Origin of the sequence: Psychrobacter sp. JCM 18901 (genome assembly GCF_000586435.1) — a bacterium.
Lineage (GTDB): Bacteria > Pseudomonadota > Gammaproteobacteria > Pseudomonadales > Moraxellaceae > Psychrobacter.
The window spans coordinates 24404-38453 of sequence record NZ_BAWH01000026.1; the positions used below are offsets into that span (position 1 = coordinate 24404).

15 protein-coding genes, 4 pseudogenes and 1 other annotated feature are annotated in these 14050 nt (G+C 38.7%); of the genes and pseudogenes, 9 read left to right on the forward strand and 10 right to left on the reverse strand.

Annotated features, from left to right (window positions below):
• Positions 1-29: 29 nt before the first annotated feature.
• The 3 genes and pseudogenes from TT11_RS15050 to TT11_RS15060 form a co-directional block, all read right to left on the reverse strand.
• Positions 30-551: an endonuclease V gene (locus TT11_RS15050; RefSeq protein ID WP_261871025.1), complete on the reverse strand. Its 522-nt coding sequence runs from the start codon at positions 549-551 to the stop codon at positions 30-32.
• 145 nt (positions 552-696) lie between these two features.
• Positions 697-1521 (reverse strand): hypothetical protein, encoded by an 825-nt coding sequence (locus TT11_RS15055; RefSeq protein ID WP_261871026.1) that lies wholly within the window; start codon positions 1519-1521, stop codon positions 697-699.
• A 388-nt stretch (positions 1522-1909) separates the two neighbouring features.
• Positions 1910-2330: pseudogene (locus TT11_RS15060) on the reverse strand (PPC domain-containing protein).
• Positions 2331-2603: 273 nt separating this feature from the next.
• Here TT11_RS15060 and TT11_RS15065 point away from each other — a divergent pair.
• Together TT11_RS15065 and TT11_RS15070 are read left to right on the forward strand one after the other, a co-directional pair.
• A complete protein-coding gene (locus tag TT11_RS15065; RefSeq protein ID WP_261871028.1) occupies positions 2604-2933 on the forward strand; it encodes a hypothetical protein in 330 nt (109 codons plus the stop codon).
• A 429-nt stretch (positions 2934-3362) separates the two neighbouring features.
• Positions 3363-4568: pseudogene (locus tag TT11_RS15070) on the forward strand (IS3 family transposase).
• Positions 3638-3755, forward strand: a sequence feature (AL1L pseudoknot). It overlaps the preceding pseudogene by 118 nt.
• Positions 4569-4606: 38 nt before the next feature.
• On the opposite strand, the pseudogene TT11_RS15075 reads toward TT11_RS15070, so the two are convergent.
• The 5 genes and pseudogenes from TT11_RS15075 to TT11_RS15095 all read right to left on the reverse strand — a co-directional run.
• A pseudogene (locus tag TT11_RS15075) lies at positions 4607-4753 on the reverse strand (sulfite exporter TauE/SafE family protein); the annotation flags it as partial.
• 165 nt (positions 4754-4918) lie between these two features.
• Entirely contained in the window at positions 4919-5821 is a 903-nt protein-coding gene (locus TT11_RS15080; protein WP_261871029.1) for a TonB-dependent siderophore receptor, read from the reverse strand.
• On the reverse strand, positions 5718-6416 hold the full coding sequence (locus TT11_RS15085; protein ID WP_370587873.1) for a TonB-dependent receptor domain-containing protein: 699 nt from the start codon (positions 6414-6416) through the stop codon (positions 5718-5720). Before TT11_RS15085 ends, TT11_RS15080 begins: the two co-directional genes overlap by 104 nt.
• Positions 6417-6469: 53 nt before the next feature.
• Positions 6470-7222 carry a TonB-dependent siderophore receptor gene (locus TT11_RS15090; RefSeq protein ID WP_261871030.1) on the reverse strand — a complete coding sequence of 251 codons (753 nt, stop codon included), beginning with the start codon at positions 7220-7222 and terminating at the stop codon, positions 6470-6472.
• Between the two features lie 448 nt (positions 7223-7670).
• Positions 7671-8021: a hypothetical protein gene (locus TT11_RS15095; RefSeq protein WP_261871031.1), complete on the reverse strand. Its 351-nt coding sequence runs from the start codon at positions 8019-8021 to the stop codon at positions 7671-7673.
• A 1196-nt stretch (positions 8022-9217) separates the two neighbouring features.
• On the opposite strand from TT11_RS15095, the gene TT11_RS15100 reads away from it, so the two are divergent.
• The 7 genes from TT11_RS15100 (at position 9218) to TT11_RS15130 (ending at position 12924) form a co-directional block, all read left to right on the forward strand.
• Positions 9218-9517 (forward strand): YbaN family protein, encoded by a 300-nt coding sequence (locus tag TT11_RS15100; protein WP_305080002.1) that lies wholly within the window; start codon positions 9218-9220, stop codon positions 9515-9517.
• 236 nt (positions 9518-9753) lie between these two features.
• A complete protein-coding gene (locus tag TT11_RS15105) occupies positions 9754-10491 on the forward strand; it encodes a TonB-dependent receptor plug domain-containing protein (RefSeq protein ID WP_261871032.1) in 738 nt (245 codons plus the stop codon).
• Positions 10454-10855 carry a hypothetical protein gene (locus TT11_RS15110; RefSeq protein ID WP_261871033.1) on the forward strand — a complete coding sequence of 134 codons (402 nt, stop codon included), beginning with the start codon at positions 10454-10456 and terminating at the stop codon, positions 10853-10855. Before TT11_RS15105 ends, TT11_RS15110 begins: the two co-directional genes overlap by 38 nt.
• A gap of 52 nt (positions 10856-10907) precedes the next feature.
• Entirely contained in the window at positions 10908-11900 is a 993-nt protein-coding gene (locus tag TT11_RS15115) for a TonB-dependent receptor domain-containing protein (RefSeq protein WP_261871038.1), read from the forward strand.
• Positions 11901-12029: 129 nt separating this feature from the next.
• On the forward strand, positions 12030-12242 hold the full coding sequence (locus TT11_RS15120) for a TonB-dependent receptor (protein ID WP_261871034.1): 213 nt from the start codon (positions 12030-12032) through the stop codon (positions 12240-12242).
• Between the two features lie 207 nt (positions 12243-12449).
• Complete coding sequence (locus tag TT11_RS15125) at positions 12450-12764, forward strand: hypothetical protein (RefSeq protein WP_261871035.1); 315 nt, start codon at positions 12450-12452, stop codon at positions 12762-12764.
• A complete protein-coding gene (locus tag TT11_RS15130; RefSeq protein WP_261871039.1) occupies positions 12760-12924 on the forward strand; it encodes a biliverdin-producing heme oxygenase in 165 nt (54 codons plus the stop codon). Before TT11_RS15125 ends, TT11_RS15130 begins: the two co-directional genes overlap by 5 nt.
• Positions 12925-13387: 463 nt before the next feature.
• On the opposite strand, the gene TT11_RS15135 is transcribed toward TT11_RS15130, so the two are convergent.
• Positions 13388-13750, reverse strand: a complete 363-nt coding sequence (locus TT11_RS15135; RefSeq protein ID WP_261871036.1) for a hypothetical protein — start codon at positions 13748-13750, stop codon at positions 13388-13390.
• Positions 13725-14050: pseudogene (locus TT11_RS15140) on the reverse strand (hypothetical protein); the annotation flags it as partial. The pseudogene TT11_RS15140 and the gene TT11_RS15135, both read right to left, overlap by 26 nt.

A 14050-nucleotide genomic window follows, 5' to 3' on the forward strand; every position in this document is an offset into this window, starting at 1 on the left:
TCCAAACTCTTTCAATAGGTATAGCTGTTCTAACTTATGACACGGCCTAGTTTATCTACATCAGCGACCATTTTAGGTATTCGATGTTCACCTTCCATTTCACTGACCATCTTTTTCGCCGTTGTAATATTTATACCAATACTGGTGACATATAGAGGGCGCTTACTTATCCCTCGCCAAACGGCATAGTCTTCTGTAATGTCATAAAAATGATTTTTAGCGATACCGATGATGGGCTTTGTATTAGCTAGGTGATCATACAGATATTTGCCTAATCCTGCTTTGCCAACACTATCCAGAAATACATAGCCGTCTATGATAATTACATCAAAAGGTTCGTCAATCTGGTTAGTCAAAGCCAGTAAGCAAGGCATTTCTCGTTTATAGAACTGACCTGACTCATAAGGCGCAACGTCATTAACTTCTACAGTATATTCATTTAGAATACGTGATTGCTTAATGCCTTCGAAGCGGATACCTGCAACAGTTGCTGTAACAGCGTCGGTTTCTTGGCCTTCTTTATAATGTACGTCTAGAATTAGGTAAATCAATTTATTACTACCTTAAAATACAGATGACTTAATTTTAGTGCTTCAAACAATTAATAATTCAGTATTACGATATTGGTATCGGGCATGTGGTATTTGAGTCGATTTATTTGCTTCGCTGAAGTTATCTTATCTAAACGAACCTCTTTTAATTTTCCAAATACTTGTTTATTAAAAAAAAGTAATCGAAATCCTCTAAGCCATCTAGTCCATTAAGAGACATGCTTTCAATATGTTCAAAGCTGTTATTTTTGACCCATATATTGAATAAGTCTTGTATGAAGCTTTTATCTATATCTAATCGTATAGACTTGCCAAATATAAATCTCTTATAATTACTCAATATTCTATACACGTCAGGCACAGATATAGGACTTTCCATATAAGATTTTGTGATTAAGGTATTGCCTGCGACTTCAAAATAGCTAATTCTGTTCAACAGTTCAGTGTATCTTATGCCAACCTTTTCATCATTGTTTTCTCCGCAAACAGAACTATAATAATTGAAATTTATTTCAGTTGAATGTACATCGTAAGAGTGCATCACTCCATTATCGCAATAATTTAATAAAAATTCTTTTGGTTCATACGAAAGAGTATTCCAGTCAATTCGATTTTCGAATATGCCGTCTTCGTGAGTATATAACTCTAGGTTGCACCTACCTTCTACAAAGGTATAAGACATACCTTGATACAGCTTATTCTTATAGAGTTGTGGTATTCCACGAGAACCATATATATCATCAATCTCATTACAGAACTCTGTAGAATCTATTTGGATAGGCGAAGATAGTCCTCTCTGACAGGGTGATACATAAGGCCTGATAATCTCTCCATTTTTGACCTCATAAGCTTCAAGTTGATGGTCAGGTTTATCAAAGAAGATAATGCCTGTGTATAGCTTATCGCGCTGATACCATTTACCGTTACTTTTATTTAACAGTGCTGATTTCAATCGTTGCATATTACTCATGTTAGTCTTCTCTGAAAGAGGAGTCATTAATCGTGCTAGTAGAAACGGTAATGCTAGAAGGATTCATTTTAAAATATACCTACACCGAACCAATCAGGTTCCTTCACTGGTTCGGTTCCCTAGTGAGGACTTGAATATTTAGCTGTGAGCTAATGGTATCAACGTTTTAAAACATTGGAATAGTCACAATGTACTTCATGGTGTACAAAACGTTAGTTTTCCAAGCTTAAGAAGCCTTGGATAGAACTATTGCTGAAGTTTTAAGTGCCACTATAGGAGGTTATTTTACTAACTGATGAGAGCATCCTACATTTTGTGTAATTATTGATGAAAGCCACATAGCTGTTACACAGAATATAGGATGCTCTCCATTATTAAGCTTACATACCTATAGGATAGATACTTCTAGCCAATATGGAGGTGTTTTTCCTTTAGAAGCTTGAGAACGTGGCTGAAGAATACGCAATTCATATTTACCTGAATATGGAAGCGTGTAATAACCTTGGTTATCTAGTTCAGAGGAATATTCTCCTACATTGACAGAATCTGATAAATTCTTATTAAATAAATAAGAATCTACATTCCCTCCCGTTGTTTTAACAGAAAGCTTTTGGTTCTTTTTGGCATAAAATGTATAGGAATCGTACTTAACACCCTTTAATTTCCCATAATAGTTAGCTGAATTTGCGCCTTTTTTTAAATTGAACATCAACAGTTTTGGCCACTGCATCTGAAGATGCGGCCATGACTGTAGGGCTTACCATTAGAACAGGAAGCGCAATTAAAATAGCAGCCGTTAAGTTTTTCATATTTTAAACACTCAAACAGTAAAAAAAACGATTTTATCTCAACGCACACTGTCAACCTTTATAGATATGTTATATTAATATTACTAATATAGAGAGTACCTTGATAGGTTACTGAACAAGGCTGCTCATAATCGTTGGTGTTAATTAAGACACTAGTTTCTAATTCTATCGCAAACCTAACTATAGTAGTAAAAACCTGAATTTCATTATGTAAACAAAGAGAACACTGCTAAATAGTAGTGTTCTCTTATTATATTTAAAGGAAAAAAAATTATGCGTTCTTTGCTTTTGACGGCAATGTGCTTAACGGTCAGCTTAACCCTAGTAGCTTGTAGTAATCAACAAGCCGATAGTACGGATCATAATAAGGAGCCGACAATAGAAGTACCTGTAGCGTTATTGGCGTTTACCGCTTCTGGTAATAAAGAAAAAAGTTGGCGGACAGTAGTTGAAGGAAATAAATTAAGTATAGAAGCAGAATTCTTAGAGCCTACAACAATTGTAGTAGTGGGTTCCGCCACTACTGAAGGCGTCGAATACGAGAGTACAGTCAATGGACAGCCTATTATTTTAAATATACGAAAAAAATATTTGTATCGATGACAATGGCTACCAAAATGAACTGACCGCAACATTAAGTTACGCAGGCAAAGCATATGATGGTTGTGCCATTACCGGTGCAATGGAAACTGCGCCTACATAGAAGATAAGTCTAACTTATGAATAAACCATTGAAAAAATTTAGCCTAGTATTCTTACCATCATTTTTGTGGGTCGTATTAACTGGGCTAGGATTTGGCTCTCAAAGTCTATCTAATTTGATTGAAATTATAGGAATTTTTATAGTATCTGTGCTGTGTTTATTTATCCCAGAACGATTTATAAAATATCAACACCTTCTTCTAATACTCTTAATAATCACTGCCTTAGTGCGTTTTTTAACCCCATATATACCGGAATAATATTAAACCAGTTGGCTATCTGAACCGCCCCGGGATTGTCGGAGACTCAACATTCTGAGAGAATACGACAATGAAAAGACAAGCCTACACTCCTGAGATTAAAGAGCGCGCTGTTCGCATGCTGATTGAAGCATTAAGCGACTATCCCTCCCCCTGGTCAGCTATTCAAGCCATTGCGCCTAAGATTGGCTGCACGCCCGAAACTCTACGATCGTGGCATAAAAAGCACATCGATAAAACTATACCAGCCAATATTCAAGCTCAAGATCAAGCTGAACGTATTAAAGAGCTTGAACGCGAGAATAAAGAGCTCAAGCAAGCTAATGAGATTATACGTAAGGCTGCTGCTTTTTTTCGCCCAGGCGGAGCTCGACCGCAAACTGAAGTGATGATTCAGTTCATTGATGATAACAAACAACACTATGGGGTCGAGCTGATCTGTAGAGTACTACCGATTGCCCCATCAACTTATTATCGTGCTCAAGACTTAAGCGTCAACCCACATAAGTGTTCATTGCGCAGTCAGCATGATGACTATTATATTAGCGAAATCAAACGTATCTGGCAGGACAGTAAATGCCGTTACGGCGCTCGTAAGGTCTGGCAGCAGATGAAAGCGGACGGGCTACAGGTTGCTCGTTGCACTGTAGAGCGTTTAATGAAACAGCATGGCTTACAAGGTGTCTGGCGGGGTAAGGGTAAAATAACAACTCACAGCCGTGATGATCAAAAGCGTGCTGATGACTTGGTTAATCGTAACTTTAGCGCTCATCGCCCTAACCAGCTCTGGGTGGCAGACTTTACTTATATCAAGACGATAAGCGGCTGGGTGTATACCGCTTTTATTATTGATGTGTTTGCTCGCGCTATTGTGGGCTGGAAAGTATCTAATCGTATGAACACAGATATGGTGATGGCGGCGTTAAATCAAGCAATAGCAGATAGAAACTATCCCAAAGATGTGATTCATCACAGTGATCGAGGGGTTCAGTATTTATCCATTCGCTATACTGATAAAATGGCTACATGCGGTGTTATAGCTTCTGTCGGTACGACAGGCGATTTATACGATAATGCATTAGCTGAAACGGTCAACGGGCTTTATAAGTCTGAGGTGATTCATTATTTAAAACAGAACTGGACTGGTGTGAACGATGTTGAACTAGCAACTTGAATGGGTGGATTGGTTTAATAGAACACGATTGGATATGTGTCACCCTTTGAGTTTGAAAAGCGGTATTATGATAATTTAACCCTGTCAGGCATCGCTGCCTGACTCAAGTAAATCACTCTCCGATAAAGTCGGGGCGGTTCAGTTGCAATGAGGCCGCGTTTTTTTGCTGGACTAGCTTCTTTCATCGATAGTCCGAATGCAGTCACGATACCACCACACATACCTAAGCAATGCGGCGAACCAAAAAATCCCATTAAGAATGCTGCAATTAATAGTGCCATAGTCATGAAAGTGCTTCCTATAACATAATACCAAATCCAAAAATACGATTAACTTTATTAGACTTGCTAAGCCTGTTAGCGGTCATAGTCAAAAAAGTTATCCTTATTATTCTAATTTTTGGAAATGGTATAAGAGAAATAAAGTCAGTTAACAATCTATCTTAATGACACCTAAAACTTATAGTTAACACCTACATAGAATGAGCGACCCGCGCCAGGTATAGCCGTGCCCCAGTTAGAGCTGCCATCTATCTCCTTATTCATAGACATAGTTCTACCTTGCCCCATGTAGGCACCGCCTAAAGGTAGGGCATGGTTTTTGTCAAAGACATTGTCGATACCAGCCTCAATCGCTACCTGTTTGAACTGATAGCCTGTATTGAGATTTAATAAGCCATAGCCTGCTGTTTTAATTTCGTTGCGAGGGGTGGATACATCCTTTTTAGCTGAAACACCAACCACTTCAATTTGGTTTTTCCAACCGTTGTTTTCCCGATTTAGGGCAACACTGCCATTGAATGGCATGATGTTATATAAGTCTGATCCGCTGTCTTTATTTTTTCCTTTGGTGTAGTTAAGTGATCCGGATATCCCCCAGTTTCCCCAAGCATTGGATGTCAATTCTCGATCGGCTGTCAGGTCGATGCCGTATATCTCAGCATCTTGGTTGGTATAACGCAGTACGTTGTATTGGTCGGCGGTGTGAGTGTCAGCCGCTGTGTTCGTCATACGATCCGACTGTACGGCATCGACATAGTCATCTATTTTTGAATAGTAAGGCGTGGCTTTGACACCCCAGCTATTTCCAGCACCGCGCCAATTTAGGGTGGCAGACAGTGTATTGGATTTTTCAGAACGCAGATTAGGATCACCAAAATAGCCATTGCCATCACCAACAGTGTTATTCATGACAGCCGCCATGGGCCATGTCGACCACGTATAACGCTCATAGAGACTGGGTGTGCGTTCTTTATGAGAAAGCCCCAATTCTAAGGTTTTTTTGTGCATCAATGTTGTAGCGGCCAATCGCGGTAACGTCGATGTTGTGGTCAGTGCTGCTACGGTCACTGACATTAAAGTTAGCGCTATCTCGCAGCTGATTGGTCATATTGTTTTGACCACCGATTTGATAGCCATGTACTTCATCAGCACTGGTACGTACGTTTTCATAGCGCGCACCAAGCTGGGTCGTCCATTCAGAAGAGATGGCTTTTTCCCACTCGCCATAGATACCGATACGCTGACGTTGACCATTGTTGATATTTTGAAAGTCATTTGGCGACATCATACCGTCGCCAGATGCCGCCCATGTGTCATCAAGGGTATAGTCTTGATATTCAGCACCTATATTGATCGTGCCTTGGTTGGTTAAATCGATAATACCTTTAATATTGGCTCCAATAGTCTTGCTATTAGTATTCATAGGCATGCCTGTGGCGGCGCCATATAAGAACTGTTTGTCGTCTCCAAAGTTCATATAGTGATCGACTTTTTCATGATAGGCCTGTGCTTCTAACTGCCCCCAATTTAACTCGCTTTTGTAACGCAAATTAATGCGGTCAAGCTGATTGTCGAGCATGTCCATCCGCTGATTTGGATATAGCTCTTTTGGGACGTTTTGCCACAGATAAGTTCCTTGTAGCAGATGATTGCCACTCTTATAAGCAATGTCTAATGACTGATTTTTGCTTTCATAAGCGGTTGAACCAACTTCGTCTTTCGCTAATGTTTTATTAGGGTTACCTGTTTGGGTATAAGATTTAAAATCACCACCAGCTTTATAGTTATCTGCCTGTGCGAAGCTGCCTTTATAGGTGAGGCTAAGCTGATCGTTTGCCGCTGTGTCGACAAGTTAGCCCCATAGGCGTCACCATTACTACGATAAAATGTGCCAATTTCACCTGAAGTTAGTATGTCGCTATCCGTTGAAAAGATAGGCTCTGCTGTTTCGACAACGATAGTACCGCCAATACTATTACCACCGACACTCACAGGCGTCACACCTGCATAAACGGTGGTCTTGTCTATAGCGCTTGGCGCAATATAAGACAAGGGTGAGTTCATACTGTTCGGACAAGAGGCGATTGAGTCAACGCCATCCACTAAGATACGCAGACGGTTGTCCGCCAAGCCTCTCATCACGGGCAAGTTTGAGATGCCACCGGCACTTTGTACATTCAGACCGGGTATTTTTGTCAGTATAGTGGCCGTATCACTGCTTGCCACTTGTTTGCTGCTAATAAATTTTTGATTAAGGCTGGCTGTTGTTCCAAGTGCATCGGTACTATATGGCTTATCCGCTGCTGTCGCATAAACGACGATTTCTGGCAATCGGATATGTGGCTCATCATCCGTAGTAGGCATGTGCGCTTTTACGGTTGTGGAATCCGCATAAGCGCTACTGATATGCAATAAAGACAAAGCTAAAACACTTAGTTTTAAAATAGGTACAGCGTTCATTGATGAAGATAACATCTTATTTTCCCAGAAATTCGCAAAAATATTTTATGAAATCGGTTATTCAGTTTTTACCAAGAGGCAAGATAGGCCAAGCTATTTATGGCTTAGAGTAGGCACTTACCGAATATTTTCCGATATAAATAGATAGTATTTTGAGTACAGTATTTTAGGCAAATAGGTACAAGTGCCTCAATCAGAGCGTCAAATGAGCGCGTTGATTGAGAGCATTGTCATTAATGCTCTAAAAATATTTGACTATAAATATGGATAATTATATGGGTGTGTCTGATGGTGGAGCGCGTGCGAGGGGTCGTAAAAAAATTACTAGGAGAGTAGGTATGTGAGCGATACAAAAACGTGACTGAGACAGTAGATAGCTCAATCAAAGCCGAGTCAGTATGTGTAAAAGCGACTGGCAATAGTGCCGCAGACATGGCAGTGCAAAGGTCGCAGCCACTGTATTTTACGGCATCAGGGTTAGATTCAGAGCTTTCAATCTTATCTTTGCTATATAAGGCTTCCTGTGAAGGTGCAGCATCAACGTTATGACTGGCTTAACGGTCGCAGGCGATGCTAAAGATAAGGATGCATTATGATGAAGGAAATGACGAGCGGCACTATCAATGGGTATGTTGTGATTCGTTTGCGCAATATCAGTCTGTATTTGCTCATACTGTTTGGCTGCCGATACAATCGGTGCAAGCTCTGCACAGATACCATGACCTAAGTGGGCATTATCATCCCATAGAGGTGTGAGCAACAGCGTGATGTGCATGATCCAAGCAAAACATGCGACCAACATGCCGAACCACATCGTTACCGGTGATGAATATCGTAAAACAAGCTTGTAGCGCTTAGTAGACATGATAGGGTCATCGTATTACCAGCATGCTGATGATGCATAGGTAACATTTATAAGTAAGGGGGCGCACTAACTTAGAACATCATTTCAAAGAATTTCAGAAAGAATTCTTAACAAAACAGATATTATCGTTAACAATGCCATTTTAAGACAATGACTATGGTCTTTACAAGCTTGAATCTTACATTGCTTTTGTAGCGAGTGTAGTAGTCAACTAATTTAGGATGATTAACAAGGGGATTTTATTCAAATACTGATTCTCTTTTCTTCTAGTGGCAAATAGTTATCGAGAGAGTGATATCTCACGGTCTAAAAGTAAATAGCCTCTAAATAACAATTAAAATCCTCGGTTCAGAAATAGCTTCATAACTACAATATGGCATCTATAAGCTATGCTGAAAAAAACTGTAGAACCCGTTTTGGTAAATTAAAGACTTAATAGAGCGTTTATCATGACTAAGATAACCAGGACTCATAGTGCCGCTTTTATGACTGAAACCGTCAAAAACTAGCAGATGACAACGACAACGGCAAAGTAGCTAGGCAGCTCAGGATGAATGAGACTTCTTAAATCAGGAAGGAGGAAGCGAAGCAGTATTATGCCCCGAGGCAAGATAGTGGCTATGCTAGCAGTAGGATTCAATAGCGTTTAAGCTATAGAACGCCAAGAAAAATGTGGTTTGACTTTCATTATCAGACTGCGTAAATAAAACCCCCTAAGTCAAGTTCTACAGGATTGATAGTATAGGTCTGTAATATAAGTATCTATTAGTTCACATAAAAAAATACTGCCCTACTTTTATCAAAAATATTCAATATAAATCGTAAAACACTCATTCATTGGAATGATTGGGGTAGTAACACATCATAATTTTGATAATTGAATGATTATCATTTACAATAATCTGTAAAAAACTACCTGCAAATACAGTTTATTCTCTAATAAAAATATTCGCAGTTCGCTAAATAACTGGCTGCTACTCTTTAACTATCGAGCTACTTTCTTATGAACAATGTGCAACCTTCAACAAATTCATCGAATTTACAAAAAAAAGTAATGCTCAACCAAATTCATCATAACCGCATAATACGAATATTATTTATGGCGCTAGGCGGTTTTTTTCTTCTTCATAGGCTTAGTCGGTATTATTCTTCCAGTATTACCTACCACCCCTTTCATTTTACTAACGGCAGCATGCTGGGCTAAAGGGTCTGATAAATTCAATCAGTGGCTTCTCAAACATAAAGTGTTCGGTGAAATGGTAAAGAACTGGCAGCAGCATCGAGCTATTCCTCGTAAGGCAAAATATTTGGCTTGGTCAATGATGGCTATGTCATGCGGTATGTTGTTTTACCGATTTTCTGATAGTTTGCAGTGGCTTGCTTGGGTTACATGCGCAATATGCATCACTGTTACTGTGTGGATGTCTCGACTGCCGGACGCTTAATTTTTCCTACTATTACAAGACGTTTTCCTGACTCCTTGCTAAGCCTTTGTAAAAAGTAAAATACTCTAAGATAATATATTTTCCTATTTGTTAATGATTATCGTTTACAATGTAACTATATTGTTTTATTATATGAAGAAACTATCAGCAATGTTATTAACAATTAATATTATTTCCTTTGACGACGAGGCTGATGTGAAGAAAATTGTGCTTATTTTTACTATAGGAAATTTGGAATGCACGAGGATTCAACTTATAAGAAGTCGATATATATACCTAGTCTTAAAGGTAAGTCTAAAACCCTATTAAGTATTCTTGTTGGAACTTTGATGTATCAATCAGCCATTGCGGATACTCAGCACCAAGAAGAAAACTTACCGATGTTACATATGGACACGATAACTGTTTATGCTAATAAGCAGCCCCCTATAAATGTAGGGGACGACCTTAAAACGGCCAAGACGATATCAGACAACCTAATTGACAGTGATAAAGATTTAGTCCGTTATAACCCTGATATAAGTGTGGCAGATGCAGGAAGATATGGTAGCAATGGCTACGCCATCAGAGGGGTAGATGGCAATAGGGTAGCTTTAAACTTAGATGGCGTTAGCTTGCCAGATAAGCAAGTCAGTGAAATATTTTCAGCTTATGGATATATGTTTGAGGGTCGATTTTCACCCGATGTAGAGCTTCTGTCAGAGGTGGAGTTTGAAGTCGGGGCGGACTCTTTTAATTCTGGTAGTGGTGCAATGGGAGGGTCTGTTAGTTTCAAGACCAAAGACCCAGAAGATTTAATAAGACCTGATCGTCAACTTGGTGGTTATATCAAAACAGGTTATAGCAATAGCAATGAAGAATTTAGTAACGCTTTTGGTTTAGCAGGGAAAAACGATAAGGTTGAGGCAATAATTAATTATGTGCATCGTGAAGGACATGAAACAAAAAAATCACCGAATGTTAGATTTCGATAAAAACAAACTAGATCCTGCCTATGATTTTATCAATGATCCAGACTATAAATATCCCTCTACAGGATACAGATCTAATACAGCAGCAATATTACCTGACCCATTAAGTTATACAACAGAGGCAACGTTAGCAAAGTTATATCTCCATTTGAACGAAGAAAACCGATTAGGTTTTCATGCCACTAAACAAAAAACGGATAGAGTATCCAATAACTTTACCAGAAAGACTTTTGCTTCAAGAATTGGTAAGGATACTGCAGAATTAGAAAGTTATGGCATCAGTCATAGATACCTACCTATTACTAGTGAGTTCATAGATGAGGTCAATACCACTTTAACTCAGCAAAAAAATTACAGGAGTGGCTAATACAGAAACTTATAGCCAAGTATGGGGATCTGACTCTTATAGGGTAGATGGAGTGAAGCATCGGCCTCAAGAGGACAAAACCATACAACTAAGTATAGAGGCAACAAGCTTACCGTTAGAAACTGAGAAGCTAGGCTCTCATACTTTGTCAGTTAATACAAAATATGCAAAGACGGACCATAGATTGACTTTAGAAGAAACTTATATTCCTTCTTCAGGCAACCCCAGTTCTTGGTACGATTTTATTGGGCCCTCAGTGAAGCAAGATATCTTCAATGTGGCCATTCAAGACAAAATAAATTTAACGGAAAAGCTCGATACGACGATTGGGCTTCGATATGACAATTACAACTACAAACCTTATATGGATGAAATCAATAAAAAAGCCATCGAGAAGGCGAGCAAATATTATCCGGTACGTATTGATTATGAGAATGGCGAGTTTGACCACAATAAGAAAATGGACAATATAGGCGGAATGTTCTCCATAAACTACAAAATCAGTCCCAATTTGCAGACCCAGTATCAGCTGTCTACTGGATTTAGGGCGCCTGCTACCAGCCAAATGTATTCAGCATTTGAGATGATGGGAAACAGCTTGACACCCAATGTTCATCTTAAGCCTGAGAAATCTCTCAATCATGAACTCAGTTTGTCTGGACAGTTTGAAGATTTAAGCTTTACAGCCACAGGGTTTTATACCAAATATAGTGACTTTATCAGCTTGTTGAATTCTCAAGAGGAACAACAACGATGCTATGAAGATTATTCGACCGGCCAACCGGTTTGTTCACCCCTTTCTATAAATATACTCAGCGCCCAAAATATTGGGGATGCAGAGACTTATGGATTGCGTTTAGGAGGCGTATGGGATGTTGGACAGCTTGCTGATACAGAAGGAGAGATTCAGGTATTTGCTAATTTAAATTATGCCAAAGATAAAACTGACAAAGGAACCAACCTGCTTGCGACTCAGCCTTTAAATGCAACGTTAGGGCTAGGATATGAATCACCTAAAAAGATTGGCAACTGTCTGCGAATCTAAGGTATTTAGGCAGAAAACATGCTGAAGACGCAAAAGTAGCTACCTTAGAATCAAATGGTTATAACATGCCTTATGAAAATGTCATTGCTCCTTATAAGCACATTGATAAGTCTAAATCGGCTTATGTATATGATGTTTATGGGAGTAAAAAAATTAGGTTCTAATTTAAAACTATCAGCAGGGGTGTTTAATTTATTTGATGCTAAATATGTTCCGTGGGATAACTTGCGTTCGTTAGCAGAATTAAACGTCAACTCTATGGTAGATGACCAAGGAGTTGGCATTGAAAGATTTACGGCACCAGGAAGAAATTACAAAGTAGGGTTAACCTACGAATTTTAGCCCATATGTCTTGGATAAAATACATAAAAAAACTATCAATAAAAACCCAAAAATATTTTGGCGTGCGCTCAATCTAAAAAAAGCTAACTAAATAGGATGAAATGGGAGAGCGCCCCTTAAATTAATAAATATAGGAAACAGTGATGAACTTACCTCTTAGTGAAGCATTAAAAAAAGCACTCCCGCCAAACACATGATAGTGTTGACATGCTCGTTTTATCTATGGAACCATTTGCCTCTATAGAAAATTACAGTAAATTTTTACAAGCACAAAATGCTTTTCACGAAGTTTTGCAACCTATCTATGAGAATCCCAGCTTAAACCTTAAGATTAAGGGACTTAATAGTCTATCACGCTTAGAACAAGTAGCCATGGACATGCAAGACCTTCACGTTAAGACTATGTTAGTCGATGAGGCTATACCTAGTCCAAGTGAGTTTGAATCTATTGGTTGGCTTTATTGCTCTGAAGGTTCAAATTTAGGCGCCGCAATTTTATATAAAGAAGCTCAAAAAAATTGAACTTACAAGTACTCATGGTGCAAAACACCTATCTGCACATAAAGATGGCAGAATGGTGCATTGGCGTAAATTTAAAGAGCAATTAGATGGCTTAGAATTGACACTAACACAACGCCAACAAGCATTAAAAGGAGCTGAAGATGCCTTTGCATTTTTTTAAAAGGGTCATTCGACAAGTAAATTATGCTGAAGAAACGGTATAACGGTCATTTAGATTGAATGGTTGCTGACATACATGGTCATCAATGTAATTCGAACGCGCCTTAAAGCAGACGTTCGGTTTTTTAATGCCATATTGAGTAATCACTGAGCTATGCTGAGGAAACCGTATAAATAAACTTAGTAAACTAACGACTCGATGAGGAGTTTGCCATGACTAAGAAAAAGCAAAGCTATAGTACGGAAGTTAAAGTATAGGTCAATCCTGGGGCGGTCTAGCTCTCTTTTATCGAGCCCATCCCAGATTCTGTGTAACTGCCATTTGCTCGGCCAGTTTTTTAAGGTCAGATTGAGTAGTCATTGCTTATTCTCCAGTTAGTGGATTATAAGCAGTTACACAAAGTTTGGGAAACTCCCATTATCTGATTATGGCTATTTTCCCTTTTTTATTTTTCTGAAGGCGTTTATAATTTTTGACAGTTTTGCAATAACGCGTAGCCACCTTTAGATTTTTTTAAATCTAACAAAGAGTAGACCATTGAGTCTCCAAACACGCCATCATTAATAGTTCCTACGCTCAGTAAGTAGTTATTATTGGAGAATACTGGATTATTTTTTTTACTATATTGATCATCAAAGTTTAGCTGTTGTGAAATATTATCGTAAGTCACTGTCGCACTAGTTTTTTGGTTATTAAAGTGGTAGGTTACGCTTAGATTTTCGTTGCTATCACACTTGTAGTTGACGACATAATTTTGCTGGTTAGATGGTTGCTGCTGGTCAGTGATAAAGCCTTTCAAATTAAAGTTTTTTTGCGGTGTTTGCATGCTTACGGGCATCATTGCGTGTTTGGCTTACGATAAGCTTATAATCCCCTGTATAAGGCAGGACTTGGAAATCACCAGAGAGTTCACTAGTTTTATTGTTATTTCCAAGATACAGTAACTTTAATACCACATCGTCTGATGTGTTTTGTCTTACTACTCTTAATACTTGATTAGCTTGTGCATGGAATATATATTCCTTTGTATCATAGCCAGTAATACTGCCCTTGATATCCAAAACTTGGGGGTTAGCAATATTACTGTGACTATTTTTATGAGAAGTCTCTACTGCATTAGTATACT